19 protein-coding genes are annotated in these 17,677 nt (G+C 56.7%); 18 read left to right on the top strand and 1 reads right to left on the bottom strand.

All coding sequences use genetic code 11. From position 1 onward, the window contains the following. Positions 1–26: 26 nt before the first annotated feature. The 10 genes from ACFSO0_RS01070 to ggt all read left to right on the top strand — a co-directional run bounded on the left by ACFSO0_RS01070 (position 27) and on the right by ggt (position 9,612). The gene (locus ACFSO0_RS01070) at positions 27–509 is read left to right on the top strand and encodes a nucleoside deaminase (RefSeq protein ID WP_376875064.1); all 483 of its coding nucleotides are present in this window, start codon (positions 27–29) and stop codon (positions 507–509) included. Between the two features lie 247 nt (positions 510–756). After that, positions 757–1,233, top strand: a complete 477-nt coding sequence (locus ACFSO0_RS01065; protein ID WP_376875061.1) for an Lrp/AsnC family transcriptional regulator — start codon at positions 757–759, stop codon at positions 1,231–1,233. A 131-nt stretch (positions 1,234–1,364) separates the two neighbouring features. Then, the gene (locus tag ACFSO0_RS01060) at positions 1,365–2,939 is read left to right on the top strand and encodes an ABC transporter substrate-binding protein (RefSeq protein WP_376875058.1); all 1,575 of its coding nucleotides are present in this window, start codon (positions 1,365–1,367) and stop codon (positions 2,937–2,939) included. A 55-nt stretch (positions 2,940–2,994) separates the two neighbouring features. After that, a complete protein-coding gene (locus ACFSO0_RS01055) occupies positions 2,995–3,951 on the top strand; it encodes an ABC transporter permease (RefSeq protein WP_376875055.1) in 957 nt (318 codons plus the stop codon). Continuing rightward, positions 3,951–4,781 (top strand): ABC transporter permease, encoded by an 831-nt coding sequence (locus tag ACFSO0_RS01050; RefSeq protein ID WP_376875128.1) that lies wholly within the window; start codon positions 3,951–3,953, stop codon positions 4,779–4,781. Before ACFSO0_RS01055 ends, ACFSO0_RS01050 begins: the two co-directional genes overlap by 1 nt. A gap of 104 nt (positions 4,782–4,885) precedes the next feature. Next, entirely contained in the window at positions 4,886–5,857 is a 972-nt protein-coding gene (locus ACFSO0_RS01045) for an ABC transporter ATP-binding protein (protein WP_376875052.1), read from the top strand. Continuing rightward, positions 5,857–6,843 (top strand): ABC transporter ATP-binding protein, encoded by a 987-nt coding sequence (locus ACFSO0_RS01040; protein WP_376875049.1) that lies wholly within the window; start codon positions 5,857–5,859, stop codon positions 6,841–6,843. Before ACFSO0_RS01045 ends, ACFSO0_RS01040 begins: the two co-directional genes overlap by 1 nt. A 20-nt stretch (positions 6,844–6,863) precedes the next feature. Next, positions 6,864–7,445, top strand: coding sequence for a chromate transporter (locus ACFSO0_RS01035; protein WP_376875046.1), 582 nt, complete (start codon positions 6,864–6,866; stop codon positions 7,443–7,445). Further along, a complete protein-coding gene (locus ACFSO0_RS01030; protein WP_376875043.1) occupies positions 7,442–7,972 on the top strand; it encodes a chromate transporter in 531 nt (176 codons plus the stop codon). Before ACFSO0_RS01035 ends, ACFSO0_RS01030 begins: the two co-directional genes overlap by 4 nt. 29 nt (positions 7,973–8,001) lie before the next feature. Next, positions 8,002–9,612, top strand: a complete 1,611-nt coding sequence (ggt, locus tag ACFSO0_RS01025) for a gamma-glutamyltransferase (RefSeq protein WP_376875040.1) — start codon at positions 8,002–8,004, stop codon at positions 9,610–9,612. 215 nt (positions 9,613–9,827) lie between these two features. Here ggt and ACFSO0_RS01020 read toward each other — a convergent pair whose 3' ends face one another. Next, positions 9,828–10,016, bottom strand: coding sequence for a CDGSH iron-sulfur domain-containing protein (locus tag ACFSO0_RS01020; RefSeq protein ID WP_376875037.1), 189 nt, complete (start codon positions 10,014–10,016; stop codon positions 9,828–9,830). 236 nt (positions 10,017–10,252) lie between these two features. Here ACFSO0_RS01020 and ACFSO0_RS01015 point away from each other — a divergent pair, with 236 nt between their 5' ends. The 8 genes from ACFSO0_RS01015 to ACFSO0_RS00980 all read left to right on the top strand — a co-directional run bounded on the left by ACFSO0_RS01015 (position 10,253) and on the right by ACFSO0_RS00980 (position 17,653). After that, positions 10,253–10,708, top strand: coding sequence for a prepilin peptidase (locus ACFSO0_RS01015; protein ID WP_376875034.1), 456 nt, complete (start codon positions 10,253–10,255; stop codon positions 10,706–10,708). A 24-nt stretch (positions 10,709–10,732) separates the two neighbouring features. Continuing rightward, positions 10,733–11,425, top strand: a complete 693-nt coding sequence (locus ACFSO0_RS01010; protein ID WP_376875031.1) for a CpaB family protein — start codon at positions 10,733–10,735, stop codon at positions 11,423–11,425. Further along, the gene (locus ACFSO0_RS01005) at positions 11,422–12,576 is read left to right on the top strand and encodes a CpaE/TadZ family protein (protein WP_376875027.1); all 1,155 of its coding nucleotides are present in this window, start codon (positions 11,422–11,424) and stop codon (positions 12,574–12,576) included. The genes ACFSO0_RS01010 and ACFSO0_RS01005 overlap by 4 nt, the downstream gene beginning before the upstream one ends. 13 nt (positions 12,577–12,589) lie before the next feature. After that, positions 12,590–13,966 (top strand): TadA family conjugal transfer-associated ATPase, encoded by a 1,377-nt coding sequence (locus tag ACFSO0_RS01000; RefSeq protein ID WP_376875024.1) that lies wholly within the window; start codon positions 12,590–12,592, stop codon positions 13,964–13,966. Continuing rightward, on the top strand, positions 13,944–14,870 hold the full coding sequence (locus tag ACFSO0_RS00995) for a type II secretion system F family protein (RefSeq protein ID WP_376875021.1): 927 nt from the start codon (positions 13,944–13,946) through the stop codon (positions 14,868–14,870). Before ACFSO0_RS01000 ends, ACFSO0_RS00995 begins: the two co-directional genes overlap by 23 nt. Positions 14,871–14,874: 4 nt before the next feature. Beyond that, positions 14,875–15,813 carry a type II secretion system F family protein gene (locus ACFSO0_RS00990; RefSeq protein WP_376875018.1) on the top strand — a complete coding sequence of 313 codons (939 nt, stop codon included), beginning with the start codon at positions 14,875–14,877 and terminating at the stop codon, positions 15,811–15,813. A 95-nt stretch (positions 15,814–15,908) separates the two neighbouring features. Further along, positions 15,909–16,112, top strand: coding sequence for a hypothetical protein (locus ACFSO0_RS00985; RefSeq protein WP_376875015.1), 204 nt, complete (start codon positions 15,909–15,911; stop codon positions 16,110–16,112). 101 nt (positions 16,113–16,213) lie between these two features. Continuing rightward, positions 16,214–17,653: a vWA domain-containing protein gene (locus ACFSO0_RS00980; protein WP_376875012.1), complete on the top strand. Its 1,440-nt coding sequence runs from the start codon at positions 16,214–16,216 to the stop codon at positions 17,651–17,653. Positions 17,654–17,677: the final 24 nt, after the last annotated feature.

Below are 17,677 nucleotides of genomic sequence, written 5' to 3'. Positions count from 1 at the left end.
TACATAAAATAGGAGAGAGGAGGACGATGCAGATGCAGACGGAGCAGCAATCCTGGATGGCAAAAGCGGTGCAGCTCGCACTGGAAAACGTGCTGAAAAGCCACGGCGGGCCGTTCGGGGCGATTGTCGTCAAAAATGGGCAGATCGTGGGGACTGGCAGCAACGAGGTGACGGCGACGAACGATCCGACGGCGCATGCGGAGGTGCAGGCGATCCGGGATGCGTGCCGCAGGCTGGGCACGTTCCAGTTGACGGAATGCGAACTGTATACGAGCTGCGAGCCTTGCCCGATGTGCCTGGGAGCGATCTACTGGGCGCGGCCCAAGGCGGTGTACTACGCTTGCACGAAGCAGGACGCGGCCGAAATCGGATTTGATGACCAGTTCATCTACGAGCAGATCGGAGTACCGCTGGAGAACCGGACCATCCCCTTTATCCGGATTCAGCCGGACCGCTACCGCAGCCCTTTTGAGACATGGGCGCAGTCGCAAAACAAAATCGAATACTGAAGAGATGAAAGACAGCTGACCGCGAAGGCAGGCTGTCTTTATTTTTTTATACAGATTCAACATATGATAAACAGAAATAAAAGTTTGAAAATGCTTTCAAAAGCAAATTTTCAGAGAAAATATTGCAAACTTCCGTAATTCGTATTATAGTAACGATATTGTTACGCAATTCGTCTGGTAATTCAAAGTTTTAGGTTGTAAAAAGGTCGAATTATTAGATAAAAGGACGAAAAAAGGTAGGGATAGTATGGAGGAGAATTTCCGACGCTCGCTTTATTCCGAATTGGATGACATTGACTACGGCATCGTCCGTGCGCTGCAGGAAAATGCGCGTGCCCCGTTTACGCAAATTGCCAAAGAGCTGGGAGTCACGGAAAAGACCATCCGGATGCGGGTGCAGCAAATGCAGGACGAGGGTGTCTTGAGTCTGGTAGGCATCGTCAATCCGGTCAAGGCAGGACTGAACGTACAGGCATTCGTACAGATTGCTGTCGAGGCGACCAAGCTGGACGATGTGGTCGCGGTGCTGAACGACACCGTAGAAGTGCGTCTGGTCGTGTTGACTTCCGGAGAGTATCAACTCACCACGCAAGTTTTGGTTCGCAGCTACGAAGAATTGTCGCAATTTCTGATGAACAAGCTGAACAAAATCCCGGGAATCATCAGGGTGAACGTCATCAACGAATTGAAGATTTTGAAATCCAAGTACAAATTCGTCCGCTGAATAGCGCGACATGGGAAGGGGGAATGCCACCGGAGTAAGCGCCGTTGGAGAGGATCTTTCCATAGAAGTGACAGCATAGAGAAAGCGTACTGGACTTGCACGAAAACTGAAAAAGAAAAGGGGTCGTCTTCATGTTTTCAAAAAAAGCGGGCAAAACATTGATGAGTGCCGTACTGGGAACCATGCTTCTGGTAACGGGCTGTGGCGGGGGCGGAAGCGCTAGTCCAGCTCCGGGCAATGAGGGTGGCAATACAGCAGCACCTGCGCCATCCACCGGGAAAAAAGTGATCAACATCGGACTGAAGGCAGATCCGCCTTCCATGGACCCGAATATTTCGACTTCGCTGTACGATCGCCAGGTATACGCCAGCCTCTATGACAAGCTGTTTGATATCGATCCGAGCGGGAAAGTCGTGCCGATGCTGGTCGAGTCCTACGAGATTACGCCGGACGGCAAGACGTACACCTTCAAATTGAAGCAAGGCGTGAAGTTCCACGATGGCACAGACTTTGACGCGGAAGCGGTGAAATTCAACTTCGAGCGCAACATGAACGACGAGAAATCGAAGCGCAAGGGCGACATGAAGTTCGTCGATTCCGTAACCGTCGTCGACAAAAACACCGTGAAAGTTCAAATGAAGCAGCCGTTCGCTCCGTTCCTGTCCATCCTGGCTGACCGTGCCGGTACGATGGTATCCCCGGCAGCGGTGAAACAGTATGGCGAGCAATACCTGAACCATCCGTCGGGTACCGGGCCGTTCGTATTCGTAGAGCAGGTCAAAGGCGACCACGTAACGCTGAAAAAGAACGAAAACTACTGGGGCGGGGCTCCGAAAGTAGATGAAGTCACCTATAAAGTATTTACGAACGGTACAGCGAAGGTGCAAAACCTGCGTTCCGGCATGCTGGACATCATCGACGACACGCCAGTCAAGGAAATTCCGGCTGTCAAAGGAGATTCCAACCTGACGCTGACCGCTGAATCCGGCTGGGGCTATCAAGGTCTGTACCTGAACAACTCCCGCGCGCCATTTGACAACAAATACTTGCGCCAGGCGGTAGATGCAGCTATCGACCGTGAAGCACTGGTGAAAGTTCTGTTTAACGGCTATGCGGCACCGGCCCGTACGGCATTTGCCAAAGGCAGCCTGGCCTACAACGAAGCGCTGAACGCTCCGGTCAAGCCAGACGCCGCGAAGATCAAGGACCTGCTGGCAAAAGGCGGACAGCCGAACGGGTTTAGCTTCAAACTGTACATCACGTCTTCGCCGGAAAACGAGCAGCTGGGTGCCGTTCTGCAAAACATGTGGAAACAATACGGCATCAATGCGAGCCTGGAAAAGCTGGAGTACGGCCAACTGCTGGAAACAGGCGAAAAAGGCGAATTCGACGCACTGCAACTGGGCTGGTCCGGACGTCAGGACCCTGACCAAAACTTCCATGACTTTGTCGTAACCGGCATGCCGAACAACGACGGCCGCATCTCCCTGCCGGCACTGGATGATCTGGTCCTGAAAGCGCGCAGCGAAGTCGACGAGAACAAACGCAAAGCGCTGTACGAGGATGCGACCAAGCTGCTGCAGGAAGAAGCGGGCTACTCCTATCTGTACCACCAATTCGTGTTGATCGGCATGAACAAAAAAGTAACGGGCTTCACCTATGTTCCAGACGGTCTGATTCGCACGGCTACCCTGGACAAGCAATAACGCTGGGCCTCGAGTTTTTTCCATACTATAACAGCAAGAGCGAGGAGGAATTGTCATGATGTTTGTGGTCAGACGCCTGCTGCTGACAATCCCGATTCTCCTGCTGGTGTCGATTCTGACTTTCTCTTTGATTCACATGATCCCGGGCGACCCTGCCCGGGTCATTTTAGGACAGGAGGCGACACCGGAAGCCTACCAGGCACTGCGAGCGGAACTGGGTCTGGACAAACCGATCGTGGTGCAGTATTTTTCCTGGCTGGGAAAAGTGGTAACAGGTGATCTGGGAATGTCTATCACGGACCGGATTCCGGTCTCCACGCTGATTCAGCAAAGGCTGCCAGCGACGGTGGAATTGACCATCGGAACGTTCCTCGTGGCGATCCTCATCGCATTTCCTGCGGGGATTCTGGCGGCAACGCGGCGCGGAACCTGGATTGATTATACGAGTACCTTTGCCGCGCTGGGCGGGATGAGCATCCCGAGCTTCTGGCTGGCGATGATGATGATTATTTACTTTGCCGTTGAGCACCAATGGCTGCCATCTTCGGGATACGTCTCCTTCTTTGAAAACCCTGCGCAAAACTTGCTGGCCATGGTCCTGCCCTGTGTGGCGACCGGCTTGCGCGAATCGGCCGTCCTCATGCGCATGCTGCGCTCGTCCCTGCTGGATGTCGTCAACATGGACTTTATCCGCACGGCGAAAGCAAAAGGCTTGAACGAGGCGCGGACGATTCTGGGACACGCCCTGCGCAATGCGATGGTGCCTGTTGTGACAACATCCGGCTTAATGATCGCAGGTCTTTTGGGCGGACTGGTCATCACGGAGTCGATCTTTTCGATCCCGGGCTTTGGTCGTCTGATCGTCGAGTCGGTATTCAAACGGGATTACGTAACCGTGCAAGGCGCGATTCTCGTATCCGCCGTGCTGGTTGTCATCGTCAATCTGGCTGTCGACATTTTGTACGCCGTCATTGATCCGCGCATCAAGAGCGGGAAAGGAGCGGGTGAGTGATGAAAACCATGGGCAAATTTCTCCGGAATGGGCTCGGGGTCATCGGGGCGGTGATTATTCTCGGGCTGATCGTGGTGGCAATCTTTGCTCCCCAGATCGCTCCGTTCGACCCGAACGAACAAGATTACAACAGCATTTTGCTGCCACCTGACGGCACCCACCTGTTCGGGACTGATGACCTTGGCCGCGACATTTTCTCCCGCGTCGTTTACGGGGCGCGCATCTCCATGGAAGCAGCATTGATTTCCGTCGGGATCGCGATGCTGATCGGCGTGCCGATCGGGCTGTTGTCCGGCTACTACCGCGGTTTCTGGGACGAGTGGATCGTCATGCGCAGCGTCGATGCGATGCAGGCCTTTCCGTTCCTGATTTTGGCGCTGGCGATTTCCGCCGTGCTCGGCTCGGGCTTTGGCAACGCCATGCTGGCGATCGGCATCGGGTTTGCTCCCGCCTTTGTCCGCATTACACGCGGTCAGGTTCTGACTCTTCGCAATATGGAATACATTCATGCAGCACGCTCAGTCGGCGTGAAAGACGCGCGGATCATTTTCCGGCACATCCTGCCGAACGCGCTCAACCCGATCATGATCCAGGCGACACTGGCGATGGCATCCGGGATTATCGCCGAGGCCTCGCTCTCTTATCTCGGACTGGGCGTCCAGCCGCCTACCCCATCGTGGGGAAGCATGCTGAACCAGGCGCAGACGCTGATGTCTGTCGCGCCTTATGCAACGTTTTACCCTGGTATCGCCATCTTTTTGGTCGTGCTCGGGTTCAACCTGCTGGGGGATGGCTTGCAGCAAGTGCTCGATCCGCGGTCACGGAAATAACGCAGGCAGCATGCCAAAGGGGAAACAAGAAACGGGCAAGATTATTCGCCGCTGCGTAAAAGCGAATAACTTCCCTGCACGCTAATAAAGAGGGAGTGGGGCAGATGACGACCATCTTGGAAGTGGAACAACTGAGAACCCGGTTTCGCACAGACAGCGGTGTCGTCAGTGTCGTTGACGGCGTCGACTTCTCGATCCGTGCCGGCGAAACGCTCGGTGTCGTAGGGGAATCAGGCTGCGGAAAAAGCGTGACCAGCCTCTCGATCATGCGGCTGCTTCCGCCGAACGGTATATCGGAAGGAACGATCCGCTTTAACGGCAAGGATGTCCTGGGGCTGTCGGAAAAAGAAATGCAACGAGTTCGCGGCAACGAAATCGCCATGATTTTTCAGGAGCCGATGACCTCGCTCAATCCGCTGCACACGGTAGGCAGACAGATTGAAGAAGCGGTCATGCTGCATAGGAAGGTGAGCAAGTCGAAGGCAAAAGAGCGGGCGATTGCCATGCTGAAAGCGGTCGGGATGCCGCGTGCGGAAGAAATTTACGGCGAGTACCCGCATCAGCTCTCCGGGGGGATGCGTCAGCGCGTGATGATTGCGATGGCGATGTCCTGCGATCCGAAGCTGATTATCGCGGATGAGCCGACGACGGCGCTGGACGTGACGATCCAGGCGCAAATTCTCGATCTGATGCGCGACCTCAAGGAAAAGACGGGCACCTCGATCATGCTGATCACGCACGATTTGGGCGTCGTCGCCGAGATGTGCGACCGCGTCATCGTCATGTACGCGGGTCAGGTCGTGGAAGAGACGGATGTCGATACGTTGTTTGAAAGTCCGAAACACCCGTACACGATCGGCCTGATGAATTCGATTCCGGAGCTGGATGACGAGCGAGAGTATCTTGACACCATTCCGGGTGCGGTTCCGCTGCCGCAGCAAATGCCCAAAGGCTGCCGGTTTGCTCCGCGCTGTGCGAAGGCGATGCAGATCTGCCACGAACAGCCGCCTGAGCTGTTGCAGCTGGACAGGACCAAATGCCGCTGCTGGTTGTACGCGGATGGGGGGGAACAATGATGACCACACCTCTGTTGGAAGTCAAAGGACTGAAACAGCATTTCCCGATCAAGGGCGGCTTTTTGAAAAGGACGACAGGCTATGTCAAAGCAGTCGACGGGATTGACCTGCAGGTGTTTCCGGGAGAAACGCTGGGGATCGTAGGGGAGTCCGGGTGCGGGAAGTCCACGACGGGCCGGACAATTTTGCGCCTCCTGGAGCCGAGCGCGGGCGAAGTCTGGTTCGACGGCAAAGATTTGGCGAAGCTGCCAAATGAAGAAATGCGCAAAATGCGCAAGGATCTGCAAATGATCTTCCAGGACCCGTACGCTTCCCTCAACCCGCGCATGACGATCAAGCAAATTTTGATGGAATCGCTCATGGTGCATCATATCGGTACAACTGCCGAGCGCGAGAAGACGATCGAGGAGATCATCGAGATCGTCGGCCTTCGCAAGGAGCATCTGAACCGCCATCCGCACGATTTCTCCGGCGGTCAGCGTCAGCGGATCGGGATCGCCCGCGCTCTGGTCGTGAAGCCGAAGCTGATCATCGCCGACGAGCCTGTATCGGCGCTGGACGTATCAATCCAGTCGCAGGTGCTCAATCTGCTGAAGGATTTGAAAAAAGAATTCAACCTGACATTGATGTTCATTTCCCATGACTTGTCGGTAGTCAAACACTTGTGCGACCGGATCGCGGTCATGTATCTCGGACGGGTCGTGGAAATTGCCGACAAGCGCACGTTATTCGACAATCCGAGCCATCCGTACACACGGGCCTTGCTGTCCGCCGTTCCGGTGGCGAAACCCCGCCAAAAACGGGAGCGGATCTTGCTTACGGGCGATCTGCCGAGTCCGGCAAATCCGCCAAGCGGTTGCACCTTCCATCCGCGCTGTCCTTACGCTGCGGATGTATGTAAAACGACAGTGCCGAGCCTGGCCGATATCGGGTCCGGGCAGCTGGTATCCTGCCATCTGGTGCAATCGGGTGAACTTCGCCACTAGAGGCAGGATGGAGGAACAACATGATTTACTGGCAGCTGTTTATCGCGTTTTTTCGCATCGGCATATTCGGGTTTGGGGGAGGTCCTACGATGGTTCCTCTATTCCACACTGAATGTGTGAAAAAGTACAAGTGGGTAACGGATGAAGACTTTGCCGACAACCTGGCACTGGGCAACGCGCTGCCCGGCCCGATCGGCACCAAGCTGGCAGCGTTTATCGGCTATCGGGTGAAAGGGTGGAAGGGAGCGCTCGTGGCCAACATCGGCGTGGTACTGCCCGTCGTCGTCCTGATGATCTGCCTATTGGAGGTCATCTACAGATGGAAGGACGCGCCGGGGGTCTACGGCATGATTCAGGCGATCGGCCCCGTAATCGCCGTGATGACGGGCGTGCTCACCTGGGAGTTTTTGCAGAAGTCGTGGCAGGGGGCAAGGAGCAAGTCGGGAGTCAGCATCTCGCTCGCTCTGTCGCTGGTCGCGCTGCTTTTTCTTGACTGGCATCCAGGCATTGTCGTCGGAATCGCTTTGGTGATTTCCTTTGCGTACTCCACCTGGTCGGTCCGCAAACGTAAAAAGCAGGACGGCAAGGAGGGCGCAGCATGATCTACCTTCAATTATTCTGGGCGTTTTTCATCTCCAACATCTTGGGCTATGGCGGCGGCCCTCCCAGCATTCCGCTCATTCAGAACGAAGTCGTCAATCATTACAAATGGATGTCGGTGAAAGAGTTCGGGGAAATGTTGGCGGTAGGCAATGCGCTGCCAAGCCCGATCGCCACCAAGCTGGCCGGCTATGTCGGCTATCAGGTGGCGGGTATCCCCGGCGCGACCGTGGCATTGTTTGCGACAGTAGCCCCGACCGCGATCGCCATGATCCTGCTTTTGCAGTTCATCAATATTTTCCGCAATGCACCGCAAGTAAAAGCGATGACCCAATCAGTGCGCCCGATCGTTACCGTACTCTTGGGCACGATGACCTACCAATTCATCATGGGAGCTGTTGAAGGGATCGGATGGATGCAAACGATCATCCTGTCGGTCGCTTCGTACCTGCTTCTGGAGACGTGGAAAGTCCACCCTGCCTTCGTCATCGTCGCGGCGATGGTGTACGGGTTCATCTTCATTGGCTAGCAACGGCTATTCACAAGGAGGCAATCATCATGGTAAATTATGACGCTATGGAATACCCGTACGCTTCCCGGCGTATGACCACCTTTGCCCGCAACGGGATGGTAGCAACATCGCAGCCGCTGGCAGCGCAGGCGGGTCTGGACATCTTGAAAAAAGGCGGAAACGCCATCGACGCTGCTATTGCAACGGCAGCCTGCCTGACCGTCGTAGAACCGACGTCCAACGGCATCGGCGGTGACGCGTTCGCATTGGTATGGGTAAAGGATGAGTTGTACGGCTTAAATTCCAGCGGCCCGGCCCCACAAGGCATCTCCATCGAAGCGGTAAAGGCAAACGGGCATGAAGAAATGCCGACATACGGCTGGACGCCAGTGACGGTACCGGGCGCACCGGCTGCCTGGGCGGCGCTGTCCAAGCGCTTTGGCCGCCTCCCGCTGACCGAGGTGCTGAAGCCGGCTATCGAGTACGCGGAAAACGGCTATCCGCTTTCCCCGACGTTGGCTCACTACTGGAGACTGGCGTACAACAAGTTCTCCAAACTGTGCACGGGTCCTGAATTTGCACACTGGTTCTCCACGTTCATTCCGGACGGAAAATTGCCAAAAGCGGGAGATATTTGGAAGTCTCCAGGGCATGCTGCTACCCTGCGCCAAATCGCAGAGACTAACGCCGAGAGCTTCTATCGGGGGGAGCTGGCGGAAAAAATCGACGCTTTCTCCCGCGAATGTGGAGGCTTCTTGCGCAAGGAAGACCTGGCGGCATACGAGCCGGAGTGGGTCAAGCCGCTTAGCGTCAACTACCGCGGCTACGACGTCTGGGAAATTCCGCCGAACGGCCAGGGCATGATCGCCCTGATGGCCTTGAACATCCTCAAAGGCTTTGAGTTCGATGCCAAAGACACGACCGAGACGTACCACAAGCAGATCGAAGCGATGAAGCTGGCATTTGCAGACGGATTGAAATACATCACCGAATCGGGCCAAATGAGCGTCACAGCGGAAGAACTGCTGGCCGATGAATACGCAAGCACCCGCCGCGCGCTGATCGGAGACGAGGCGCTGACGCCGGAGCCGGGCAACCCTCGCTCCAGCGGTACGGTCTATCTGGCGACGGCAGACGGCGAAGGCAACATGGTATCGTTCATCCAGAGCAACTACATGGGCTTCGGCTCCGGCGTCGTCATTCCGGGCACCGGCATCGCCATGCAAAACCGCGGGCACAACTTCTCGCTGGACCCGGCCCACGAAAACCGTCTGGAGCCAGGCAAAAGAACGTACCACACAATCATCCCGGGCTTCCTGACCAAGGACGGCAAGGCAGTAGGACCGTTCGGCGTCATGGGCGGCTTCATGCAGCCGCAGGGACATGTACAGGTCGTCATGAATACCATCGACTTCCACCTCAATCCGCAAGCAGCCCTGGACGCGCCGCGCTGGCAGTGGATGGAGGGCAAGACGGTCGAGCTGGAGCGCCACTTCCCCGAGCATTTGGCGATGGCCCTCGAACGCAAAGGCCACCAGATCAAATGGGCGCAGCTGGGCAACTACTTCGGCCGCGGTCAGATCATCTGGCGCGACGACAACGGCGTGCTCTCTGGCGGCACCGACATGCGCACCGACAGCTGCATCGCGGCCTGGTAAGCAAGAGCAGCACAACGACAAGAGCACAGCAACAACATGAAAAACCGTACGGAACTTGCTTCCGTACGGTTTTTTGTGCGGGCAGAAAAGGCTTATGAATTCGAGGCCGGAGCGAAGTGGAACTCCACGCGCCACCGCTTCTTGGTCGGGGAGTCTTTTTCAACGCGTTGCCCAAAAGCTCTCCCATGGTCAGAGGGCTTTTGGGCTGGGCATGGCTATGCTCTTACCACACTCTCGAACTGCCCTTTATGGGCCCCGTTACAGTAAGGTTTGTTCGAGGACAGACCGCAGCGACAGAGATGGACTTGCGCTTTCGTTTCTATCGGTTTTCCTTCCCCGTCCAGCAGGGTGAACTCACCCGTCACCAGCAATGGTCCATTGTCCAATACTTTGATCTCCGACATATTCTCACCTCCTTCCATGTCTATTTATTCTTGCACACAAGTCAAGCGGCTACACCTGACCGCAGCTCGTACAGTCCCCGCCTTTTTTCCTCTCCAGTCCGACAGAAGCAGACGAAACAGGAAGGTGCCACCTTGAATAATTTCCCAAAAAAATTGTGCCAAATGCAACAAAAATTCCCAAAACCCCGTCTGTGTTGATGATGCGTAATCCCTAAAAGATGGAAGGAGTGCTAGGGGTGTTGTCCCATTTCGTCGTTGTCCCGGTGCTTCTCGCCATGATCATCGCGGTCTACACTGACCTGCGCCGCCGCCTCATTTACGATTGGCTCACCCTGCCGGGAATCGCCTATTTTCTCCTCTATCACGCGGCAGCCCATCCGGACCGATGGACTGCCTATGCGCTCGGAGTCCTTGCGACCGGAGGAATCTCCCTGCTCATGGCCCTTGTCAGCAAAGGTCAGTTGGGTGGAGGGGATATCAAGCTGTTTGCGCTGGTCGGTGCAGCGGTCGGCTGGGAAGCAGGCTTGTACATAATGTGTCTCACCTATTTGCTGGCAGGGCTGGTGGTCATTTTGCACTGGGCGGCTGCCAAATGGTCGGGAAAACAGGCGTCTGGACGAGAAATTCCGTTGGCTCCTTTTATTGCAGGGGGAACGAGCCTCTTGCTCATAGCCGCAGCTTACATTCGATGATGGACAGGGAGAGGGAATCACTCGATGCTGGAATCAAAACGACGGGCAATCATCTTTTTGGCGCTGTCATTGGTACTCGCAGCGACGGCAGGATTTCTGTTTTTGAAAAAGATCAAAGACTTGAATGCGCAGTTGGGCGAGATGGTAGACATCTACGTGGCGAGCACAGACATCGCTTCGCGGTCGCTCATCCAGCCGGACCAGATCAAGACGATGCAGATCCCGAAAAAGTATGCGGACCATTCGTTCGTGACGGATAAGCTCAGTCTGAAAAATCAGGTGACGGTCGTTCCCTTGTCTGCGGGGGACATCATCACGAAAAACATCATCAAGCCTGCGGCGACGGTCCGGGATCAAAACAATCGGCTGGTGACGGTGTACGCTTCCGCCAATGTCGTCTTTGACCAGCAGTTGGAGGCGCTCGATCGGGTGGACGTGATCGTCTCGCACGACGTGAACGGAAAGCCCGTGACGGAAGTGTTCATGAAGGATCTGCCGGTCGCCATGGTCGCCAGGACAGGTGACCAGTTTAAAGGCGTCGCACTGGAGATTCCGTTTGCGCAGGTACCGGCCTTCATCCACCAGCAGCATTATGCAGAAGTCATGCGCATCCTGAAGGCCAACGTAGGGAAGGGAGAGCTGGGCATTCCGCAGCCGTTCCAGGACCCGCCGCCCGCACAACCGACACCCGTCGTCAAACCGGAGGGGAAACCATGAACACCGAATTGAAAATACTCGTCGTCGCCGATTCCCATTCTGTCCGGAGCATGCTGCAGGAAGCGCTCGGCCACTACAGGAACGTGCGGTTTACGAGCTCGCGCGAAGTCAAAAAGGAAATCGACCGGATCGCTCCCGATGTCATCCTGGTCGTCCAGCCGGAGGACGGGTCCGGGGTGGAGCTGGTGCAGTACATACAGGGAGAGCTGCCAGAGGGTTTGGTCATCTTCCTGACGGAAAAGCAGGATTTCGTCCTGCTGCGCGACATCGTCCGGGCGGGAGCGATCGAATACATCCTGATGCCCGACGAGCTGGCGCTGCTCACGGATCGGCTCGACAAGATCGCCGAGCTGAAACAGCAGCAACGCAAAAAAGGCACGGCTTCGTCGGGGAAAGCCTTCGTGCGCGGGAGGGGAAAGGTGTACTCCTTTTACAGCGGCAAAGGCGGGAGCGGGCGTACGCAGCTGGCTACCGGCTTTGCGCAGGCGCTCAAGCTGGAGTCGACGGCACGCGTTCTCCTGATCGACCTGAATCTGCAGTACGGCGGCGTAGAGACGTTTTTTGCGCTGGACGCGGGCCGCACGCTGGCTGACCTGGTCCCCGTCATGCACGAGATGAATGAAAACCATATCCGCAACGTTACCTTGCGCGAGGCGCACTCCAAGCTGGAAGTGCTGGCGAGCCCGCGCGACGCCGAGACGGCGGAGAACATCTCCGAAGAGTTCGTCACCCGGCTGATCCGCGCCAGCCGCCGCAGCTACGACTTTGTCATCCTCGATTTGCCGAGCCATATGGACGAGTTGACGTACACGGCTCTCGAAGAATCGGACTTCATTTACTACGTGATGAACCTGGATACCCCGTCCGTCCAGATCTACCGGCTGGCGGAGGAGCTGTTCCGGCGGCTGCGCATTGATACGGACGGACGTCTGGAAGTGGTGGTCAATCAGGTCGGGCGGGATAACGAGCTGACGGTAGCCGATTTGAAGGGCTTGCTCCAGGTCCCGATCGCAGCGGAAATCAGCCGGGATCACAAAGGCGTCCAGGCTGCGGTCAATCAGGGTCAGCCCTTGCAGCGTGAGGCGAATGAAAAGAAGCTGACGCCCGCAGCCAAAGAAATTCGCAAGTGGGTGCTGACCAAGCTGTCGTAGGAGGGAGATAGCCATGGCGTTGTTCAGGCGAAAAGAAGAGAAGCATGGAGCGGCCGTGGAAGCACCGCGCCCGGCGGCAGCCCCCGCCTGCCACAATCCGTACATCGACGAGCTGGCGGAACATTACAAATCGCGGCTCTTGCGCGAGACAAATCTGGAGCGGCTGACCTCTCTGGCACCGGGAGAGATGCGCCTCGCCATCGAGCGAATGGTCTCGCAGTACATGTCCGAAGAAAAGGTCGTCATTCCCCGCAGTGAAAAGGAACTGCTCCTGACCCGGCTGATCAACGAGTCGGTAGGCCTGGGACCGCTGGAGCCGCTGCTCGCCGACCCGGAGATTACAGAAATCTCGATCAACGGCCACGCGGAGGTGTACGTCGAGAAAGGCGGAAGACTGGAGCTGACGGACCTGAAGTTTCGCGACGAGGAGCATTTGCGGCACATCGTGGATCGGATCGTGGCTCCGCTCGGGCGACGGATCGATGAAAGCTCGCCCATGGTCGACGCCCGGCTGAAGGACGGAAGCCGCGTGAATGCGGTCATTCCGCCCATCAGCCTGAACGGGACCCTCGTCTCCATCCGCAAGTTTCGCAAGGAGCCGTACAGCATGGACGACTTGATGAGGTTCGGCTCGTTCGATGAGGCGATGTGCCGTTTTTTGCAGGCTGTGGTCGAAGCGAAAATGAACGTGCTCATCTCGGGGGGAACCGGAAGCGGCAAGACGACCTTGCTCAATGCGGTTTCCCACTCCATCCCCCCGTTCGAGAGGGTTATCACCATCGAGGATTCGGCGGAGCTGCGGCTGGATCGCCCCAACTGCATCGGGCTGGAGGCGCGGCCGCCCAACATGGAGGGAAAAGGCGAGATCACGATCCGCCATCTGGTCAAAAACTCGCTGCGGATGCGCCCCGACCGGATCATCGTGGGAGAGGTGCGCGGCGCAGAAGCCTTCGACATGCTGCAGGCGATGAATACGGGGCACGAAGGTTCGCTGACGACCGTCCACGCCAATTCGCCGCAGGACGCATTTACCAGGCTGGAAGGAATGGTAGTCATGGCCGGGCTGGATCTGCCCTCGGCGGTGATCCGCGAATACATCGTCAGTGCCCTCGACGTGATCGTGCAGGTCACGCGGCTCTCCGACGGGACGCGCAAGATGGTCTCCATCTCGGAGGTGTTCGCCGGTCCGGGCAAAGAGGTAGAGGTGGCTGAAATCTTCCGCTTCCAGCGCATCGGCATGGGAAAGAACGGGGAAGTGCTGGGCTACTTCACTCCGACGGGCAAAATCCCCCGCTGCCTGGAGCGGTTGAAGATGTTCGGCATCGAAATGGATGAATCCATGTTTTCGAGAGGAGCGGCAGAAGCCCATGAGCATCTCCATCCTGTTTAGTCTCTCGGTGCTGTTTGCCATCTGGGGAATCTATGAATACCTGGGCTATCGGGCGAAAAAGAACGAGTGGAAAAAGCGCGCGGAGGAATGGTACGACATCAAGTCCAAGCGAAAAAGCTTCATCATCGTCTGGGGGGACCGCTTCGACCGCACTCCGCATGCCAAGGAAGTACAGCAGAAGCTGGTCCGGGCCAATATTGCGCTCGCACCATCGGAATATTACGGCATCATGCTGATCGGCGCGATGGGGCTGGCGTTCTTTTTGAGCAATGTCGTAGGCCTGCACGCGCCCTACAATCTGCTGGGAGGCTTTTTCTGCATGTACGTCGCGCAACGTCTGCTGTTCATCGTGCGGCGAAACAAATACCAGGAGCGTCTGAATGACCAGCTGTCGGATGTATGCCGCCTGTTGGCCAATTCGTTGCGGGCAGGACTCACCCTCACACAGGGGATTGAGCTGGTAGCCAAAGAAATTCCGCAGCCGGCCGGGCACGAATTCAGCCGCATGGCGCGCGAGCTGCAGCTTGGCGTCAGCTTTGACAGGGCGCTCACAGACATGGAAAAGCGCATACCGACGCGGGACTTCCGGATTTTTGCCGCCACGCTGTTCATTCAGCGGCGGGCAGGAGGCAACCTGAGCGAGGTGCTGCAGGAGATGGCGGAGACGCTGGAGGATCGCCGTATCGTCAATCAGGAGATCAAGACGATGACAGCCGAGCAGCGGTACGTTTCCATACTCGTTCCCATCATGCCGATTGCCCTGGTGCTGATGATGAACACGATGAACGAAGGCTTCATCGATCCGCTGTTTTCGGGAGTCGGCCTCATCCTGCTCGGGCTGTTCGCGGCCGGGACAGCGCTGTCCTACTTCCTGGTCAAAAAAGTGACCAACATAAAGGTGTGAGAACATGGATGCCCTGATCGTCACCAGCTTGTTTCTGTTTTTGCTGTTTTTCGCCATCTTCCTGAAAGAAGCGTACCGGTACTCGATGGAAAAGGAAAAGCTGATGGCCCACGTGCACGAGGTGACAGGCAACCGAACCTATGAGGTGCGAAAGCGACAGACGCGCTCGCAAAAGTGGCTCAAGCGGCTGCTGGCGTACAGTGACGACTACGCCGCATTGGGACAGCGGATCAATTTTTTCAGCGAGTCGCACGAGGTAGAGGAGTGGCTACTCAAGGCGGGACGTCCGCTCGACTTGACGGTCGCCCGGTTCCAGGGAGCCAAAATCGTGCTTGCTTTGCTCGGCTTCATCGCAGGTACGGCGTTTTTCGTCCTCGGGCTTCCCTTTGCTCCATTCGGGTTGATCCTGTGGCCGCTGTCAGGCTACTTCCTGCCGATCGTGCTGTTGCGGAGCAAGGCGAGAGAGCGGCAAAACCAGCTTCGCTACGACCTGCCGGAATTTTTGGACACGGTGAGCGTCACCCTGCAGGCAGGCGTCAGCCTCGATCAGGCGTTGCGCGAGGTCATCCGCTTTTTTCACGGGCCGCTGCGGGAGGAGTTCGCCCGTTTCAACCAGGAGCTGGATCTGGGGGTCCCGCGGGAAAAGGCATACGAGCAGCTGCTGCGGCGCAACGACAATCCGGAGTTTCAGATGCTGATCAAGGCGCTGATCCAAGGCATGCGGCTGGGGGTGCCGATCGCGGTTACTTTCAAAATCCAGTCGGAAAACATGCGGCGCATACGCAAGGAGTTGATCAAGGAGAAGGCGGCGAAGGCTTCGCCAAAAGTGACGCTGATTACCACATTCGTCGTCGCCCCGACCGCCATCATGCTCATCGGCGGACTGATGGTGCTCGACATCATGGAGAACGTCAGCCTGTTTTCCAACCTGTTTCCCAAATAAATCGGATGGCTGTGGAGGAGGTGGTGCCTCTCGGAAAGAAGGGTAAAGTCAGGTTGGATTTTTATGGAAAAAAGATGTGAGGGGAGTAGGATTAGATGACAACGATCATGCAAAGCCTGTACGCAAAAGTAACCGCGACGTTGAATAACCAGCGAGGTGCCCAAGCCATCGAGTGGATCGCGCTGGCAGGAGTGATCCTGGCCGTCTTTGCCGCCATCCAGACCGTTTTCAAAGGCGATACCGCAGTAGGAAAAGCGGTGTCCGACACGCTGTCCAGCATCATCGGCAAGCTGGACTGATGCGGGTGGCGATGCCGGCGGTCGGGGCACGACCTTGATTGCCGGCATTTCTCGTACATAACAGCAGTAAGTGGCAATGAACAGCAGGGAGGGGTATTCGCTTGAAGCGTATCAAGCAAGTTTGGCTGGCGTTCCTGATTACCAGTTTGTTTGCTCTGCATGCGTGTTCTTCGGAGACCGAAGCGCCGGCTCCGCCTGCTGCGACAGGAGAGCCTGCGGGAACGACGGATACAGACAAAGGAAACGAGCCGGCGCAGCCCGAGCAAGCAGCCGCAGAGCCAGACAAGGAAGAGCAGTTGGCCGCCCTGAAGGCGCTGGTGCCGGACAGTGTCCCGAAAATTCCGGAGTCGACCGAGGAGTTCTACACGCTTGCGCCTGGGCGCTTTTCCGGAATGCTCTACGCGGACAACAAGGAAGAAATCGAGCAAGTTCTGCGGCAATTTCCGCTTATCGACCAGCCGGATCAGGAGGCGATCGACCTGTATTATCGGGCGCTGCTGGCGTTGTTTGCCGAGGATTATCCCGATCCCCAGGAGCTGATTGATCAGATCAAGCTGGCTTCATTCGGCAGTCCGGAAATGGATGACCCGCGTTTCCGCTTCAAGGAGCAGTACAACGTCGAGATTCTTCTCGATGCGAGCGGCAGCATGGCGGCAGAAGTGAACGGCAAGACGAAAATGGAGGCTGCCAAAGAGGCGATTCGCGCATTTGCCGAATCCTTGCCGGAAAAGGCGAACGTCGCCCTGCGGGTATACGGACATAAAGGCAGCGGCAAGGATTCGGATAAAGCACTGTCTTGCGCAAGCAGCGAGCTGGTCTATCAGCTTCAGCATTACCAGGCGCAGGGGCTTTCGGATGCGCTGGAGAAGTTCAAGCCCGCGGGCTGGACTCCCATCGCCCTGGCCTTGCAGCAGGCGCAAAACGACCTTGGCCGCTTCAAAGGCGAGAACAGCACGAACATCATCTATCTGGTCAGCGACGGAATCGAGACGTGCGGGGGGAATCCCGTCGAGGTGGCGAAGCAATTGGCCAGCTCCGACATTACCCCGATCGTCAACGTGGTGGGCTTTGGCGTGGACGGAGAAGGGCAGAAGCAGCTGAAGGAAGTGGCCCATGCCGCAGGGGGCCGCTATGTGCACATTCAGGACCAGAGCGAGCTGGAGAAAGAATTCAACCGGGCGAAGGAAGCGGCGAACAGGTGGAAGGCGTGGAAGAGCGACGCGTCCTATCAGGCCAACTCCACCCATATCTCCCAGTCGCTCGACATTCTGGAATTCGCCCTGGACTGGAAGGCGATCGCCAGAGACGAGAGCTACAACATCAATTCCGCGATCATCGCGCTGGATTATTTCCACATCCTTCCTGATTCTGTCACCGATGAACTGAAAAAGCGCAAAGACCGGCAGCTGCATACGGCCTTGCAACGGGCGGAAGAATTGGAGCAGTTCCTCGATTCATTGAACGACAAATCATACAAGGAAGCCAGAGAGGCGATCGACAAACAGTTTCAGGCAAACGTGGGGAGAACGAACAAACCTTGAAAACTTGACGGGGAGGTACGTACT

Source organism: Brevibacillus sp. GCM10020057 (assembly GCF_042683565.1).
Lineage (GTDB): Bacteria > Bacillota > Bacilli > Brevibacillales > Brevibacillaceae > Brevibacillus.
Note: the sequence above shows the minus strand (reverse complement) of the source record. Positions and strands in the feature narration are given on the sequence as shown.